This window comes from Rhodococcus sp. YL-1 (assembly GCF_001942025.1).
GTDB classification, from domain to species: Bacteria; Actinomycetota; Actinomycetes; order Mycobacteriales; family Mycobacteriaceae; genus Rhodococcus_F; species Rhodococcus_F qingshengii.
The window spans coordinates 1,712,703-1,729,299 of sequence record NZ_CP017299.1; the positions used below are offsets into that span (position 1 = coordinate 1,712,703).

Here is a 16,597-nt window from a genome sequence, read left to right on the forward strand (position 1 = left end):
TGTTCAGGCGGAGTCAGCCCTGAGCTTTGTTCTGAGCGATCGTGGTCGCCGGATGGACTGCGATGAGGCCGAGGCCCGCGCGACGCCTGCAGAGGCGAGCCAGCTCGTCGTACGCGCGCTTTCCGAGAAGTTCCGTCAACTCGGGCCCGTAGGACTGCCAGACCTGCCGCTCCCCGACATGAGCGTCGGGGGAGCCGGAGCAGTACCAGGCGAGGTCGTCGCCGCCCTCACCCCAGCCGCGGCGGTCGTACTCGGTGATCGTGGTCTTGAGGATCTGGACGCCGTCCGGCCGGTCGACCCAGTCCTGGGTGCGGCGGATCGGTAGCTGCCAGCACACGTCCGGTTTCACCTCGAGCGGCTCGATGCCCTTCTTGAGCGCCATGGAATGCAGAGCGCAGCCCTCGCCTCCGGCAAATCCCGGCCGGTTGAGGAAGATGCACGCTCCTTTGTAGCGGCGGGTGCGCAGCGCGGGCTCGTCCTCGAGGTCGTCTTCTTCGACGTAGCCCTTCTTGCCGAGACCCTTTTCCATGAACTGCCAGTCTTCCGCTGTGAGCATTTTCACTGACGCATCGAGCTTGTCCTGATCTTCCTGATCGGAGAGGAAAGCGCCGTGCGAGCAGCAACCGTCGTCCGGGCGGTCTCCGATGATGCCCTGACACGCCGGCGTGCCGAACACGCAGGTCCAATGCGAGAGCAACCACGTCATATCAGCGGAAATGAGGTGTTCGGAGTTATCCGGATCGACAAATTCGACCCATTCGCGCGGGAAATCGAGATCGACCTCGGGGCTCGGAGTCATCTTGTGGGATCGGTCTGGGTTACCTGCTGTCACAAGGGCCGACCGTAGACCCAGTAACGTGGCGATGTGCGACTAGGGGTACTCGACGTCGGAAGCAATACCGTCCATCTATTGGTTGTGGACGCCCATCGGGGCGGCCACCCAACACCCATGAGCTCGACCAAGTCCACGTTGAGGCTGGCAGAGAACACCGACGACCGCGGCGATATCACCACGTCAGGAGCCGATCGGTTGGTCTCGACGGTTTCCGAATTCGCCGGTATCGCCAAGACGTCCGGGTGCGAGGAAATGATGGCTTTTGCCACTTCCGCGGTCCGTGACGCCAACAATTCCGAAGCCGTACTCGCACGCGTCCGCGCCGAGACCGGAGTCAACCTCGAGGTTCTCTCCGGGGTCGACGAAGCCCGCTTGACCTTTCTGGCCGTGCGCCGCTGGTACGGCTGGAGCGCCGGACGCATCCTGAACCTGGACATCGGCGGCGGCTCGCTGGAACTCACCGCAGGTGGTGACGAGGATCCGGACGTCGCCTTCTCACTGCAACTCGGTGCCGGACGGTTGACGCGCGACTGGCTACAGGCCGATCCGCCGGGCAAGCGCCGGGTCGCTGTGTTGCGCGACTGGCTGGACGCGGAGTTGGTCGGACCAGCCAAGGAACTGCGCGCCGCCGGCGACTGGGACCGCACGGTCGGGACTTCGAAGACCTTCCGATCGTTGGCTCGGCTCACCGGCGCGGCCCCTTCTGCCGCAGGCCCCCGGGCAAAACGGACCCTGACTTCCAGCGGACTCAGGCAACTCATAGCCTTCATATCCAGGATGACGGCGGCGGACCGTGCAGAATTGGAAGGAGTGAGCTCGGATCGGTCACAGCAGATTGTGGCCGGCGCGCTCATCGCAGAGGCAACCATGCGGGCGCTCGGAGTGGACGAACTGGAAATTTGTCCCTGGGCACTGCGTGAGGGTCTGATTCTGCGAAAGCTCGACACAGAAATGGGCGGTGAATTGGTGGTGAGTGCTTGATGACCGAGGACAGTCAGCAGATTTCCGTAGCGGAACTGCTCAAGCGGAACGGTCAGAGCGTCGAATCCCGAGGTGGACGACGCCGGCGCGGCGTAGCCGGTGGCATCTCCGTCGCCGAACTGACGGGTGAGATCCCGATCGTTCGCCAGTCGGGATCGCGCGCGGCCGCCGAGCCCGAGTCCGACGAACCAGCAGCCCGGCCCGAAGCCGCTGCGCCGGAAAACTCTGCACCTTCAGCGCCGGCCGAGGCTGTCGCGGAAACCGCCAAGTCAGCCGAACCGGCACCGAAGGTTCCCGCCGATCGCACCGCAGCCTTCGCCGTCTCGTTCGACGACGACGATGACGATGACGAGCCGCAGGCACCCAAGGGTGAGTCGAAGCCGGTTGCTGCGCCGCCGGTCACCACTCCGAAGCCGACTTCCACACCTTCGCCGGGACAGACCTCGAAGTCCTCGCCCGGGCAGTGGGTGAGCCGGGCACCGCTCAACTCCTCGTCACCGACGCAGGTAACGCAGGAACCAGCCCTGCTGTCGGGTCAGACCCTGGCGGGCGACCTGATGCGTCAGGAGCGCGCCGCAACGCAGTCGCCGTCGTTGCGTCCGCCGATCCTGCCGCCGCGTGTCCCCACTCCCGTCGCCAAGGCACCTGCACAGACCGCTCCCGCTCCGGCCGCGCCGGAAGAGAGCACCGAACTGATCGACAAGATCGCAGACGCGGATGCCGGCGAGGCCGAATCCACCGCCGTGGTCGATCTGGTCAAGGCGCCGGCTGTCGATGACGGTGCAAAAAAGACCAGTGCCGCCGCGGAGTCCGATGTCGAAGCCGAACCGGCAGCGGAAGAGGCAGGCGAGCGTAACTCGATCCGTGAATGGGCAGTGCTTGCCGCTCAGGTGGTTGTTGCACTGATCGTCGGCGGCGCGATGTTCAAGGGCTTCGAGAAGCTGTGGGACATGCTGCCGTGGGTGGCGTTGGTGCTCGCGCTGATCGTGATCGTCGGCCTGGTTGCCGTCGTGCGGGTTCTGCGGAAGACGGACGACATCACGAGTTTCGTGATCGCGGTGGTCGTCGGCATGATCGTGACGCTCGGTCCACTGGCGTTCTTGTTGACCTCGGGTTGATCGGACGATGATCGGGGGATCGCAGCGCATGGTTCGTCGGCCGATAGCCGTCGGCCTGTCGACGGCTTCGGTATATCCGGAGAACACGGAAGCAGCATTTCGCTACGCCGCTGATCTCGGATACGACGGTGTCGAACTGATGGTGTGGGCCGAATCCGTGAGTCAGGACGTCGGTGCTGTTGCCGCCCTCGTTCGCAAGTACGCCATTCCGGTGCAGGCCGTGCATGCGCCGTGTCTTCTGATTTCGCAGCGCGTGTGGGGTTCCGATCCGGTCGAGAAACTCGAGCGTTCGGTGCGCACCGCCGAAACCTTGGGAGCGACGACGGTGGTCGTCCACCCGCCGTTCCGGTGGCAGCGCAAGTACGCCGAAGGCTTCGCGGAACAGGTTGTCGATCTCGAATCGAAGAGCAGCGTCGTGGTGGCGGTGGAGAACATGTTCCCCATGCGCGCCGACAGCTTCTTCGGCGGCAAGGACAAGTCCGCGGAGCGTCTGCGTAAACGTGGCGGTCCAGGGGCAGCGTTGTCCGCGTTCAGTCCGTCGTACGACCCGACCGATTCCGATCATGCTCACTACACACTCGACCTGTCGCACACCGCGACGGCGGGCATGGATGCCCTGGAGTTGGCCTCCCGTATGGGCAAGGGGCTCGAGCACCTGCACCTGGCCGACGGTCGCGGGGCGTCGATGGACGAGCACCTGATTCCGGGGCACGGCTCACAGCCGTGCGCGGAGTTGTGTCAGCAATTGGCTGCGAGCGAATTCAGCGGCCAGGCAGTCATCGAGATCAACACGCAGAACGCGCGCACCCGGCGGGAGCGGTCGTCGATGCTGGCGCAGGCGCTCGCGTTTGCACGCGAGCACCTGGCACGCTCAGCGGTGGCCGGCAAGTAGCGCAGCTTCGAACTGCGCGCGTACCTTCTCGACGTGTGCGTCGAGGTCTTTGGTCTCCCAGCCTTCGGTCGAGATGGGATCGAGCACCGAGACATAGACCGGGCCTGGATGGGCGACAAGCGAATTGCGCCACATCCGTTCACCCGCGTTGTGAATCACCACGGGCACGATCGGCACACCGGCTTGGATCGCCAAGTGGAATCCACCCTTCTTGAAAGGGCCCAGACGTGGCGTCGGAGAACGGGTGCCCTCCGGAGCTATGACTATCGAGACACCATTCTTCAGCTTGTCGACTGCCGGTTGCAGTGCAGCCTTCGCCTTCGTGGTGTCGGTGCGGTCGATGTAGGCGACGTCGAGCAGTGCACCGACGGGCATGAACCGCGGATCGCTTGCCGCTTCCTTCTTCGCGACGCCGGTCACGTCACGCTTGATCACGGTGCCCAGGACCAACATGTCCAGGGAACTCTGATGGTTGAACATGAACACCGCCGGGCGGTGATCCCACACGTTGTGCTCGCCGTCGATCTCGACGTCGATGCCCAGCAGTGAGAGCGAGATGTCGGGGCCGTACGTGCCGACCAGGTTCGCACCCAGTTGACGGTTCCCGGTGACAATGCCTGCCGACGCACCGAGGGCGGCGGTGGCAGCAAGCGCGCCCATGGCCGTCGCCGTTCGGATCGTGGAGATCGGTGTTGCGCCTCGTTGCGGTTTACGCAGGCTGACCGAAGGCCAGTGATTGCGCAACGCGATCTTGGCCAGACCACGATCGGGATTCAACGCGACAGGTCGCCCGACGGCCTCGAGCATGAAGACGTCTTCGACACCGTTGGAGTACGCAAACGCGTTCTTCAGATCGGCGCCCATCTTCTCGGCATAGCCTGCAAGGGCATTGGCCTTGGCCGGCCCCCACAGTGCGGGCGAAGACAGTTCGCCGGTGAGCATGCCGTCCACGACTTCGGGCTCGGTGCACAGCACGTCTTCGATGTCGAGATCTTCGGCGACGTACTTGGCCTGGAACGGAGTCGCCGACGTAGCCATCACGATCGTGTGGCCGGCTCGCCGGTGTGCCGCCAGTAGCCCGCGGGCTTCCGGGTAGATCATCGCGGCGATCTCCTGCTTGAACAGCCGTCGGCCCCAGTCGTTGAGTTCCTCGACGGTACGGCCGCCCAAGGCTCGAACGCCGATGTCCATGAGTGCTCCGACGTCAGCACCGCGGAATTGGGTGTCGATCGCGGCACCGGTGGTGCGCAAGAGTTCGCCGACGCTGATATCCAAGCGTCGCAGGCGGTCTCGGTACACAACGCTGGCCGAGTACCCGCTGATCAAGGTGCCGTCGAGGTCGAAGGCGGCGATCGTTCCGGGCCCGGGCGGGGCGGCTTCGATGGCGGAGTGCAGACGCTCGAGTCCGGTCACAGTCCTACTTCCTCGTTCGCGGCGGGCGCTCGGTTTGCTTCTGGAATGGTCACTACCGCGGCGGCGTCCGGTACCGGCATCGCCACCTGATCGAGTCGTGCATGCGCGAGTGCGCGAAGGTGACGCAGGCGCTCGACCTGAACCTTGATCTCGGCAGCGAATGCCAGGCGCCTGGCCCGGACTCCGTCGTCGTCGACTTCGATCAAGTTACGGTTGCGCGCCAAATTCAGTGCGGTGGAGAATAATTCGCCGGAGACGGATTCGTTGCTGGCGATCTGCTGCCGCAGTCGACGCTGATGTGCGACGTCGATGCAGTTGCTGATGAACGACTTTTCGTCGAACGATGTCGAAATCGGCGCGAGCACAAGCTGATCGGCGACAACCTGGTACGCCTCGAGGAACGGTTGGAGCACGCGGTGCGCGAGGTACGGGCGAACCGTCTCGATCATGTGCTCGGTTCGTTTGTCGTCGGCCATGACGGTTTCCCACTCGGGGTCGATCAGCGTCAGCTCGGTCCGCATCTCCTGCTCGAACGTGTCCCGGTCACTGAAGAAGAACTCGAATTTCAACAAATCTCGGATGCGCTTGGCCTCTGCCCACCCGTCCCCGATGGGGTCCTCGAACCGTTCTTCGACGGCTGCCTGAAGTACGAGTTCGGTGATGGCACGCACGACAAGAAAGTGAATCGTGTTGTTGCGGTAGAAGGCAGCGACAAGATGCTGGTCCTTGCCGAGGTAGAAGACCTGCTCGCCGCCCCGATCGAAGCGCTCGAGCACCCCGGAATCGACGTGTGTCTGCAATGCCTTCTCGATGACACGCGGATCGGACAGTTCGACGTCGCCGGCGATCGGAAGATTTCGCGCGGTGATGTAGCCGAACAGCGGCGTGAGAATCGCGGTGAGTTCACGAACTGTCAACGCCCGGTCTTCGATTCCGAGGAACGCCAACATCGCCAGTGAAGACACGGTCACCGGGGTGACCTCGTTGATGCGGTGACACACCTCGATGCCGGCCTTCTGAATGGCGAGGCGCTGATCGGTTTCCTGGCTGAGTGCGTCCGCGAGTGAGAGCGGCCGGCCGATGGTCACGTGCGCGACACCGTTGCGTTTTCCCTGGGCGCGTACGTAACCCACCATCCAGCGCAGGCCTTCCGGTGTCTTCTCGGCGCCGAGCGCCTCGGCAGCCATGGCCCCGACCTCGTAGAGTTGGTCGTAGCTCAGCGCAACCGGGACGAGGTACACGTCGGACGCTCCGCTGACCTGAAATGCCTTGGTCAGGTAGGTCAGGAGACCGAAGCGCGGCGGGCGTAGTTTCCCGGTACGTCCGCGTCCACCTTCGATGTACCACTCCAGATTGAAGCGCTTGGTCAGCAGATAGCGCATGTACTCGTGCATCGACCACTTGTAGACCTCGTCGTTGCCGATGCTTCGACGAATGAAGACGGTGCCGCTGCGCTTGAGGATCGAGCCCATGGGCCAGAAACTGATGTTGAGGCCGCCCATGACGTGATTGAGCGGCAAGCCGTTCGCGATCAACGCCGGACGCAGGACGAGGGGATCGAGGTACGAACGGTGACTGGGGAGGAAGACCAGTGAGTGTTCCTTGTTCAGCTCACGGAGTTCCTCGAAGCGGCTCGTGTCCACGTCCAGCTTGTAGGCGCGAGCGAAGTAGCGGCCCAGGCGATCCCACACCGCGATGGCTTGGCGACTCTGGGTGGCAACCATTTCTTCGAGAGCTTCACGTGCGCGGCGATCGACTTCGGCGACGGCGATGTTCAACCGGTCGGCCAAAGCCATGACCTCGGTGGCGAATCGGCGGGTGTCGGTGATCTCGTCGACGACGAACCGTGACACCTTGTACTGGCCACCCAGTAGGCCCAATTCGGCGCGTTCGAGTGCCAGAGCGGCCTGCCGTCGGATGAACTCCGGTAGCGAACCGCCACCGCTCTTTTCGAGGCGACGCTCGAGATCGCTCAGTGGTGCGGGTTCACCTTCGATGACCTGGCACCGAGAGGGGTCGGTGCGCAGGGTTCTGCGTTGTGCACCGCGTCCGGGGTGGAGAGGATCGCGTGGTGCCAGCGCATCACGTAGTCGCACCGCGACGTTGTGCTTGGTATGGGTGTCCGGAATCCACACCACGCGAAGCGGTGCGAGCATCGGGTCGTCGGTCCGTGCCGCCAGTTCTGCCAGGGTCTTGTCGGTGATGTTGACGGTGACCGGCCGAGTTTCGGATGAGCTTGCCTTGTCGGCAAGCCACTTTCGCAGCACGCCGGCTTCGGCCTCTGTCATGGTTTCGGTGAGGTACACGCGCGGGTTGGTCGTGTTCTCGCTCATGACTCACGCACCTTCCGTTGTGACTCCGAGAGCGACGATCTCGTCCAGGCTCTCCTGCAAGCACTGCATCAGCAGCGCGGGCTTCGTGATCGCGGCGGTGTCGAGATTGATTCCGATACAGCACACCCCGACGTGGGAGACCAGTGTCGCCATCGCCGCGCAACCGGGCGCCGGGCCGAACGGGAACATCCGCTCGATCTTCGCTCCGGCGAGATAGACCGGTACCGGTACGCCGGCGACGTTGCTCGCCTGCAGGTCCAGTCCTGTCGACTGGGACAGATACCAGTTCGCGAGTAGATAGTTCGGCAGGCGAGCGAGGATCGGGGCGGCGACGTCGATAGCGTCCAACGCCGGTTCCTCACGCAGACTCAGAACGATCTCTCGCACCTGCCTGATGCGTTTGGCCGGATCCGTTTCGGCGACCGGGCCGTTGAAGCGAACGGCTGCAAACCGGTTGCCGCCGTTGGCATCCGCGCCCGTACGCATGCTGATCGGCATACCCATCGGGATGCTCTCGACGGATTGTCCGAAGGCTTCGTGGTAGCGATGGAAGCCGCCGAGCAAAGCGGCGACGTACGCGTCGTTGAGTGAGCCGCCGGCAGCTTTTGCTCCGGCCTTGAGCTCGGGAACACCCACTTCGAGAGTTCCGAACCACCGTCCGAGACCACGATCGTGGAGCAGAGGGGAACCGGAACGAGCTGGGGGAGTGACGATCTTGCGGAGTGAATTGGCGTAACCGAGGACCTCGGAAGCTGTCGTGATCGGACTCGAGATCGCCGTGGTCGCAACATTGGTGGCACCACGGACCAGCTTGGCGATACGCGAGGGCGCACGCCGGATCTCGCTGACCACCTCCTCGCCGAAGGCGCCCACCGACGACAGATGCTCAGGAGCAGGCGGTGTGCGGTCGGGCTTGTTCGGAGTGGGGTCCGGGCGTCTGCTGTGCAGGAGCGTCATCATCTGGATGCCGCCCATGCCGTCGGTGATGGAGTGGTGAGTCTTGACCACGAACACGGCGCGACCGTCGTCGAGACCTTCGATGAGCAGCGCGCTCCACGGCGGTCGAGCCTTGTCGAAAGGTTCCGTCGCAAGGTGACGACACATGCGCAGTGCGTGATCGAAGTCCGCCGGTGCAGGTAAGCGGACGCGTCGTAGGTGGTAGCCGATGTCGAACTCGGGATCGACGGACCACACCGGATTGCCCAGCTGCATTGCCGGTTCCACTGCTCGCATACGAATACGCGGAACCACGTGCGATGCCCACTCGACTGCGTCGAGAAGTCGATCCCAGTCCGGGGCACGATCGAGAACCTCCACCGCAACGATCGGTGAGCGCAGTTGCGGCTGCGCCTCTTCCATCCGCCACATTCCAGTCTCGAAGTCGGACATCGTGCGGTTCGCCCCCCAGGCGACCGCGGAAAGGTCGACGTCGACCGCGCTAGGAGGAACAAATGGATTGCTGTTGGCCATACGTCAAGAACTCCCTCGGTCTGCGGATCCACCCCGCGCATCTCTGCTTCTAAGTGTGGACCCGCGACCGTGGGCGCGTCCCGGTTTCGGTGTCAGCCGACAGGTGTGACGTTCGTCAGTTAAGGGCTAATCGGACATGCCGGGAAGTTCAGTGCTCAAGAAGTGACGCCGACGGCTTTCAGGGCTATCTCGCGGTAGAGAACACTGACTTCGCGCGGAGTCTGCGGTCCGTCGAGTCGATACCAGAGGACGACGGACTGACACATTCCCAGTAGCGCACGGCCCGTTCCGGTGATGTCCGGGACCGTGAACTCACCGCTCTCGACGCCTGCCGTCAGTACGTCGACGAGTAGGTTCTCGAGCTTCTTTCGCTTGGCGGCGTAGCTCTTTCGTTCCGCGTCCTCGAGGTATCGCAGTTCGGAATCGAGGAAGGCTATGTCGGAGCGACTGGTCATGTGCAGAACGCACGCCTCGACGAGATTGCCGAACTGTGCCGTCGGCGACGGTCCGGCAGCGTCGACCGCAGCGCTCGCGCGTGCGGTGACGTTCTCGATGCCCGGTTCCATCAGCGCGACGAGGATGCCCTGTTTGTTGCCGTGGTGGTAATACAGCGTCGGCACGGTGACACCGGCACGTTTTGCGATGTCACGAACCGACGCTCCGTGGTAACCGAGTTCGTGGAACACCTCGAGTGCGGCGGTGAGCAGGGGAGTCAGCGTCAGTGGTTCCACGATGCGCCACTGTTCGTCGGGCTGAGCCTCCGACTGCAAATCCGTCATTCCGCCTGTTCGCTCCGTTCGGAAATTTCTGGTGGTGTGCGCAAAGAAGGTTCAACCCTAGCGCAAGGCGTGTCCTCCTTACCGATGCTCGGCCCCCATTGGATAGCATCACTATCCAGTAATGGGTCGAGCGAGTTGGACGGAGGAGCGGTGAAGGTTTCCGAACTGGCCGCACAGTCCGGCGTTGCACTGGCCACTATCAAGTACTACCTCCGTGAAGGTCTGCTGATGCCTGGTGAGCCGACCAGCGCAACGGGAGCGAGGTACGGCGAACAGCACGTCCGGCGACTCGCGTTGGTCAGGGCCCTGGCCGGGGCGGGACTCGCGATTCCACGGATTCGCGCGGTGCTCGAACTGGTGGACAGTGACGAGCGATCCGAATTCGAGACTTTCGGCCGCGCAATCGCGCAACTACCCCCGTACGTCGAACCTGAACCGGATCCAGAGTTCCCCAGAGCTCGCAAGGTTCTGGAGTTTCTCGGTCAGGTCTTCGAGCCGAGGTACGTGGCGGTCGCGCACCTCGAGCGGGCACTGATCGGCCTCGAGGATGCAGGACTGAGTCTCTCGGACGAGCGCCTGCGCGCCTACGGCGACCACATCCGAGGGATTGCCGAAGTGGAAATCGAGCTGATGCCTACCAGTTCGACCGAGGACGGCATTCGCTATGCGGTCCTCGGAACCGCCATGTACGAACCCGTCCTGACAGCTTTGCGACGCCTGGCGCACCAAGACTTGGCCGCACGACATTTCCCGCAACACCGAGAAAGCACCGAACAGGAAAATCGATGAGCACCAGTCCCTTTCAAGATCTCAATCGCCTCACCTCGCTCGGCGACGGGCGATACACCGCAACGATCGATTCGATCTGGACCATCGGGCCGAAAGTGCACGGCGGCTCCATGATGGCTGTGTGCGCCGCGGCCGCGCGTCGATGTCTGCGAGACGGCGCAGGTGAGAACGACTCGCTTCTGAAGATGCAGCCACTCGCGGTGAGCGCCAACTATCTGTCGGCCCCAGATCCGGGTGAAGTCGAACTGGAGGTGATCGTCCGAAAGCAGGGACGCCAGGTCGCGTTGTTCGACGTCGAGTTGAGCCAGGCGGGCCGCAGCGCTGTTCGCGCGGCGGTCACGCTCGGATTCCCCGATGACGGCGACCCCACCTTCGTCACGGCCTCGTCGATCGACGACATGTCACCGGAACCGCCGGAGAGTGCGGTGGCAGTCATCGGCGATCACCCGATGGCGCAGGTCGTGCATGTCGGCCAGGGTTGCGACATGCGAATCGACACCACCTCGGCGCACTTCCTGACCGGCAGCCAAGGCGAGGCCGAGGTCAGGATGTGGGTCCGTCCTCGACCCGAGGACGAAAACGACCTCGACACCGCTGTGCTGTTCGCGATCATGGCGGGTGACATCAGCGCGCCGGTGACGATGAACCGCGGCCTGTTCGGGTGGGCGCCGACCGTGCAGTTGACGACGTACCTGCGCCGACTGCCGATGCCGGGATGGCTTCGCGTGCGGGCGAGCTCGGATGTTCTGGGCAGCACGTGGTTCGAAGAGGATCATGCTGTTCTCGATTCGACGGGCGCAGTCGTCGTCCAGAGTCGTCAATTGGCGATGATGCCCCGCTAGGGTCGATCGCTGCGGTCGTGGCAGGCTGTTCGCCATGACAAGAATTGCGATTATCGGTGGCGGCAAGATCGGCGAGGCGCTGATCTCCGGGCTGTTGCAGGCCGGCCACGCCATCAAGGATCTGGTCGTCGCCGAGCCGTATCAGCCTCGCGCAGACGAATTGATCGCCGAATACTCCATCCGGGTCAGCACGGTCGCCGATGCCGCCGAGGGTGCGGACGTCATCGTCATCGCGGTGAAGCCGAACGACGTCGAGTCAGCGCTCACGGCGTTGACGAAGGTCGATCTGGACGGCGACCTCGAACAATTGATCGTTTCCCTTGCGGCGGGAATCTCGACGGGATTCTTCGAAACGCGTCTGCCCGCAGGGTTCCCGGTCATCCGCGTCATGCCGAACACCCCCATGTTGGTCGGGGAGGGCGTGAGCGTGCTCTCGCCCGGACGGCACGTCAAGGCCGAGCATCTCGAGCTCGTACGCGGCATCCTCGGCAGCGTCGGCAAGGTGGTCACGGTTCCCGAATCGCAGATCGACGCGGTCACGGCTGTCTCCGGTTCCGGCCCGGCCTACTTCTTTCTGGTCGCCGAAGCGATGATCGACGCGGGAGTCGGTCTCGGCCTGACGCGCCCGGTCGCTACCGAATTGGTGGTGCAGACGATGGTCGGTTCCGCAGCGATGCTCGATCGCACCGGCGACAGCGCGACGGATCTTCGCGCCGCGGTGACGTCACCGGGCGGAACGACGGCTGCGGCACTGCGTCAGCTCGAAGCGGGCGGCCTGCGGACGGCGTTCTTCGATGCCTTGGATGCCGCCAAGTCGCGCTCGGCCGCGATGGGTGCAGCTGCGGATTAGTCGTCCGTTTAGCCACACCCGTCGCTTTAACCCCACCAGTACAGCTAAGCTCGACTTAGTACGTACGTGTCTGTTCCGCCGGAGGGGAAGCCGGCGGCGCGAGTCGTGCTGGAGGTATGTGGATTAATGGTGTCTGCAAACAAGCCGTCCATGGGTTCGTCCCACGACGGAAAGCCGGCAGTGGCCGGCACGCAATTCCTCACTGTTGCTGAGGTAGCAACTTTGATGAGGGTGTCGAAAATGACTGTGTACCGGTTGGTACACAGTGGCGAATTGCCTGCTGTACGAGTGGGCCGTTCGTTCCGTGTACATGCGAAGGCAGTACACGATTACCTCGAAACCTCGTACTTCGATGCCGGCTGACCAGCCGGTTCGAAGAGGATGACCTCGGCGTGAGCCGAGTCGTGGGCACAGCGGTTGCTGTGCCGGAGGCTCGGTTTATGCCGAGTGACTCCACACCGGTACGATGAGTCACTGTCGTACCAGCAAGCTGGTGTCGTAAGGCGCTGAGCTAGTTAAAACGAGGGCCAGGCGCCAATTGCTTGGCGCAGGCGTACGTGACCGGCGTGCGCAGGAACGCTAGAGAAGAACGTGAGGGACACCCGCTATGGGTTCAGTGATCAAGAAGCGTCGCAAGCGCATGTCGAAGAAGAAGCACCGCAAGCTGCTTCGTCGTACCCGAGTACAGCGCAGGAAACTCGGTAAATAAGCAGTACCTGTTGATGCCCGCCACCCCTTCCGGGGTGGCGGGCATCAGCATATTCGGGGGGAAGCGATGTGTGCCACGTCTCATTGGCTGGGCGGTTTGTCTTGAATGGCCGAAATTTGGGTAGTCAGCGCGGGACCCCCTCTGCCCGTAAAGTGGGGGAAAATCGCGGGAGGGACGCTTCGGCAGAGCGCGTTTCTACTGGATATGGGGGTACTTGGTGGTTGAAGGTGACAACACTTCAGGGGGCACGACGCCTCGCGTCGTACTGGTGACCGGGGCGAGCAGATTTCTCGGCGGCTACCTGGTGACCAGGCTTGCGCAGAATCCGTCGATCGAGCGTGTCATCGCCGTCGACGCCGTCAGTCCGAGCAAGGACATGATGCGCAGAATGGGCCGCGCGGAATTCGTGCGAGCAGACATCCGCAATCCGCTGATCGGCAAAGTGATCCGAAACGCCGAGGTCGACACCGTCGTGCACGCGTCGACGCTTCAGAAAGCCCCCAAAGCCGGCAGCCGCGCCGCGATGAAGGACATGAACGTCATCGGCGCCATGCAACTGTTCGCGGTCTGCCAGAAAGCTCCGACGGTTCGCAAGGTGGTCCTGCGCTCGGCTTCGGTCGTCTACGGGTGCAGTGCCAAGGATCCCGCTCAGTTCACCGAAGAAATGAGTGCGCGCCGCCGGCCGCCGGGCGGATATGCCCGCGACAGCCTCGAGATCGAGGGATACCTCCGCGGAATGGGGCGTCGGCGCCCGGACATCTCGGTCGGGATTCTGCGGTTGGCGCCGTTGATCGGACCTCAGCTGACTGCAACCGTCGGGCACTACGTCACCGCCCCACTCGTGCCCACCATCGTCGGGCGCAACGCGCGCCTGCAATTGCTCCACGTCGAGGATGCCCTCGCGGCGCTGGAGAAGGCGACCATCGGACACGCTTCGGGTACGTACAACATCGCCGGCGACGGAGTGGTCATGATGTCGCAGGCGATCCGCCGGGCAGGCAGGGTGGAAGTTCCCATGCCGCTCGCTCTGTTCCGCAGCGTCGGGAGCGCGTTGGTGGGGTCGTCCATGAGGCTGTACACCGACGAGCAACTCGAGTACTTCCGGTTCGGCTGCGGACTCGACACCACTCGCATGCGCAGCGAGTTGGGGTTCGAGCCGCGATGGACCACCATGCAAGCACTCGACGATTTCATGCGTGCGATGGAGACGCGCCGGATCATCAAGTCCGAGTGGATCGATCGGGCGGAGAATGCGTTGACCACCATCCTCGGCGGTGACGCCGCCGCGGCGGCAACAAGTGCAGACGTGATGCACATGCCGCTGTCGGGACGAAGTGCGGTGAAGGGGTGACTGACGTGGCGAAGGTAATTCCCCTGCGGCCCAGCGCAACTCACACCGGAAAGTCGGCAACTTCCCGTTCGCGTGAGTCCGTCACCGGTGCAGAGCGTGACATCCGTGAACAAAGTGAGCGCCGGCATCCGTCCGGAGTGTCCTCGGCGGCCGACCACGGCGGTGAGAGCACGTTCGTCGATTCTGCCAGGTCGGCGATCGTCGACCAGATCGCCTCGGCAGCAGAATTCCTCCGACGTCGGGTGTCCGGCGACTACGAGGTCGACGAGTTCGGGTTCGACCCGCATTTCGCGGACAACGTCGTCATGCCGATGTTGCGCCCGTTGTTCGAGAAGTGGTTTCGCGTCGAGGTCAGTGGGATCGAGAACATTCCCCTCACCGGGGGAGCGCTTGTGGTCGCCAACCACGCCGGTGTGATCCCGATCGACGGACTGATGACGTCGGTTGCCGTGCACGATCACCATCCAGCGCATCGTCCACTGCGAATGTTGGCTGCGGACATGGCATTCGAGATGCCGGTGGTGGGTGGACTGGCGCGCAAAGCCGGTCATACGTTGGCCTGCAACCCCGACGCCGAGCGTCTGCTCAACGACGGTGAAGTCGCGGCCGTGTTCCCGGAAGGATTCAAGGGCATCGGGAAACCGTTCAGTGAGCGGTACAAGTTGCAGCGGTTCGGGCGCGGTGGCTTCGTGTCGGCCGCAATGCGAACCGGTGTTCCGATCATTCCGTGCTCGATCGTGGGTTCGGAGGAGATCTATCCCAAAATCGGTGATCTCACCACACTCGCACGCGTTCTCGGTCTTCCGTATTTCCCGGTGACACCGCTGTTTCCACACTTCGGGCCGCTCGGCCTGGTTCCGTTGCCGTCGAAGTGGTACATCGAGTTCGGAAAGCCCATCGTCACCGATACCTTCGAGAGCGGTGCCGCCGACGATCCGATGGTCCTGTTCGAGGTCACGGACCACGTCCGAGAAACGATTCAGCAGACGCTGTATCGACTGTTGGCCAAGCGTCGCAACGTCTTTCTCGGCTGAGTTCGGTCCGGATCGCTGCTCGATCCGGACCGAACCCGCTCAGGCGTTCTGTTCTTTGCGCCTGGCGAGAATTGCCGCGAGCGCCCCGCCGACCGCTCCGAGCACCAGCGCCGTCGGTACGCCGATCTTGGCGGCCTTTCGTCCGGTGCGGAAATCGCGAACTTCCCACCCGCGGTTCTTCGCGAGTTCACGAAGATCTGCGTCGGGATTGATCGCCACCGGTGTCCCCACCAACGAGAGCATCGGAACGTCGTTGTGGCTGTCGGAGTAGGCGGAACAGCGCTTGAGATTGAGTCCTTCACGCACCGCCAACGTCCGTACGGCGTGCGCCTTGCCCATGCCGTGCAGGATGTCGCCGACGAGTCGGCCGGTGAAGACGCCGTCCTCACTCTCGGCGACAGTGCCCAAGGCGCCGGTCAATCCCAGTTTCTCGGCGATGACCTGAGCCAGTTCGACCGGAGTTGCCGTCACCAACCACACCTGTTGTCCGGCGTCGAGGTGCATCTGGGCCAACGCCCTCGTGCCTGGCCATATCTTGTCGGCGATGACCTCGTCGTAGATCTCCTCGCCGAGGCGGGCGAGTTCGGCGGTGGATCGACCGGCCACGAAGGACAGTGCTTTCTCGCGGCCTTCGGCGACGTCGTCACTACTTTCTCGGCCGGTGACTCGGAACTTGATCTGCTTCCACGCGAAATCCACCAGATCCGAGGTCTTGAGATACTTTCGTGCAGCGAGACCACGGGCGAAGTGGATGATCGACGCACCCTGCACCATGGTGTTGTCGACGTCGAAGAATGCGGCGGCCGTGAGGTCGCGCGGAACGGCCGGGGGCTCTTCGCCGCCGGCTTCCGGTTCTGTGGGGTTGGCAGCTTCGTGCAATGCCAGAGCTGCGTCAGCGCTCGCCTCGCCGGCGAGATTGGCTCGAACTTCCGACTCACTCGGGCCCAGCGGATTCTTCACGTGGCGACGTCCGGGGAGAATGACCCCGGCAAGCCCTGATCCGAATCCGGAGCCGTTCGGTAGTGATCGCGCAGGCACCCGCACCTCCCGTGTTGCATTCTCGAGCAGAGAACTCTTCGAGTCAGCCTATCCTCCGCGATGAGGCCCGATGGGTTGGATGGTGACCTTCCCTGTGGTGTGTGACGTTCCTCTCCGCCGATTTGGTACCGAGTGGGGCTCCGGAGGCACACTCGACCGATCA

The 16,597-nt window shown here is 63.5% G+C and carries 16 protein-coding genes; 10 read left to right on the top strand and 6 right to left on the bottom strand.

Going from position 1 to position 16,597, the window contains the following annotated elements; genetic code table 11:
- Positions 1-13: 13 nt before the first annotated feature.
- Entirely contained in the window at positions 14-799 is a 786-nt protein-coding gene (locus tag BH682_RS08075) for a hypothetical protein (protein ID WP_003941928.1), read from the bottom strand.
- A 66-nt stretch (positions 800-865) separates the two neighbouring features.
- Here BH682_RS08075 and BH682_RS08080 point away from each other — a divergent pair, with 66 nt between their 5' ends.
- Genes BH682_RS08080 through BH682_RS08090 form a run of 3 tightly spaced genes read left to right on the top strand, consistent with a single transcriptional unit; the run spans position 866 to position 3,826 of the window.
- A complete protein-coding gene (locus BH682_RS08080) occupies positions 866-1,816 on the top strand; it encodes a Ppx/GppA phosphatase family protein (RefSeq protein WP_003941975.1) in 951 nt (316 codons plus the stop codon).
- Positions 1,816-2,934: a hypothetical protein gene (locus BH682_RS08085; protein ID WP_075832634.1), complete on the top strand. Its 1,119-nt coding sequence runs from the start codon at positions 1,816-1,818 to the stop codon at positions 2,932-2,934. Before BH682_RS08080 ends, BH682_RS08085 begins: the two co-directional genes overlap by 1 nt.
- A 7-nt stretch (positions 2,935-2,941) precedes the next feature.
- Complete coding sequence (locus BH682_RS08090; protein ID WP_003941889.1) at positions 2,942-3,826, top strand: sugar phosphate isomerase/epimerase family protein; 885 nt, start codon at positions 2,942-2,944, stop codon at positions 3,824-3,826.
- Here the strand turns inward: BH682_RS08090 and BH682_RS08095 are convergent.
- The 4 genes from BH682_RS08095 to BH682_RS08110 form a co-directional block, all read right to left on the bottom strand.
- Positions 3,806-5,239, bottom strand: coding sequence for an HAD-IB family hydrolase (locus BH682_RS08095; protein ID WP_003941905.1), 1,434 nt, complete (start codon positions 5,237-5,239; stop codon positions 3,806-3,808). The two genes, BH682_RS08090 and BH682_RS08095, sit on opposite strands and share 21 nt — an antisense overlap.
- Positions 5,236-7,572 (bottom strand): glycerol-3-phosphate 1-O-acyltransferase, encoded by a 2,337-nt coding sequence (locus BH682_RS08100; protein ID WP_075832635.1) that lies wholly within the window; start codon positions 7,570-7,572, stop codon positions 5,236-5,238. The genes BH682_RS08095 and BH682_RS08100 overlap by 4 nt, the downstream gene beginning before the upstream one ends.
- A 3-nt stretch (positions 7,573-7,575) precedes the next feature.
- Positions 7,576-9,042 (bottom strand): wax ester/triacylglycerol synthase domain-containing protein, encoded by a 1,467-nt coding sequence (locus tag BH682_RS08105; protein ID WP_003941881.1) that lies wholly within the window; start codon positions 9,040-9,042, stop codon positions 7,576-7,578.
- A 155-nt stretch (positions 9,043-9,197) separates the two neighbouring features.
- Positions 9,198-9,821 carry a TetR/AcrR family transcriptional regulator gene (locus tag BH682_RS08110; RefSeq protein WP_003942051.1) on the bottom strand — a complete coding sequence of 208 codons (624 nt, stop codon included), beginning with the start codon at positions 9,819-9,821 and terminating at the stop codon, positions 9,198-9,200.
- 150 nt (positions 9,822-9,971) lie between these two features.
- Here BH682_RS08110 and BH682_RS08115 point away from each other — a divergent pair, with 150 nt between their 5' ends.
- The 7 genes from BH682_RS08115 (at position 9,972) to BH682_RS08145 (ending at position 15,396) form a co-directional block, all read left to right on the top strand.
- A complete protein-coding gene (locus tag BH682_RS08115) occupies positions 9,972-10,610 on the top strand; it encodes a MerR family transcriptional regulator (RefSeq protein WP_075832637.1) in 639 nt (212 codons plus the stop codon).
- Positions 10,607-11,452, top strand: a complete 846-nt coding sequence (locus tag BH682_RS08120; protein WP_075832639.1) for a thioesterase family protein — start codon at positions 10,607-10,609, stop codon at positions 11,450-11,452. The genes BH682_RS08115 and BH682_RS08120 overlap by 4 nt, the downstream gene beginning before the upstream one ends.
- A 34-nt stretch (positions 11,453-11,486) precedes the next feature.
- The gene (gene proC / locus BH682_RS08125) at positions 11,487-12,302 is read left to right on the top strand and encodes a pyrroline-5-carboxylate reductase (RefSeq protein ID WP_075832641.1); all 816 of its coding nucleotides are present in this window, start codon (positions 11,487-11,489) and stop codon (positions 12,300-12,302) included.
- A 126-nt stretch (positions 12,303-12,428) separates the two neighbouring features.
- The gene (locus BH682_RS08130) at positions 12,429-12,665 is read left to right on the top strand and encodes a helix-turn-helix domain-containing protein (protein ID WP_003941845.1); all 237 of its coding nucleotides are present in this window, start codon (positions 12,429-12,431) and stop codon (positions 12,663-12,665) included.
- A 244-nt stretch (positions 12,666-12,909) separates the two neighbouring features.
- On the top strand, positions 12,910-13,011 hold the full coding sequence (locus BH682_RS08135; protein WP_003402602.1) for a 30S ribosomal protein bS22: 102 nt from the start codon (positions 12,910-12,912) through the stop codon (positions 13,009-13,011).
- A gap of 217 nt (positions 13,012-13,228) precedes the next feature.
- Positions 13,229-14,362 carry an NAD-dependent epimerase/dehydratase family protein gene (locus BH682_RS08140; RefSeq protein WP_075832643.1) on the top strand — a complete coding sequence of 378 codons (1,134 nt, stop codon included), beginning with the start codon at positions 13,229-13,231 and terminating at the stop codon, positions 14,360-14,362.
- The gene (locus tag BH682_RS08145; RefSeq protein ID WP_007735315.1) at positions 14,359-15,396 is read left to right on the top strand and encodes a lysophospholipid acyltransferase family protein; all 1,038 of its coding nucleotides are present in this window, start codon (positions 14,359-14,361) and stop codon (positions 15,394-15,396) included. Before BH682_RS08140 ends, BH682_RS08145 begins: the two co-directional genes overlap by 4 nt.
- 39 nt (positions 15,397-15,435) lie before the next feature.
- Here BH682_RS08145 and BH682_RS08150 read toward each other — a convergent pair whose 3' ends face one another.
- Positions 15,436-16,434 carry an HAD family hydrolase gene (locus BH682_RS08150; RefSeq protein WP_075832645.1) on the bottom strand — a complete coding sequence of 333 codons (999 nt, stop codon included), beginning with the start codon at positions 16,432-16,434 and terminating at the stop codon, positions 15,436-15,438.
- Positions 16,435-16,597: the final 163 nt, after the last annotated feature.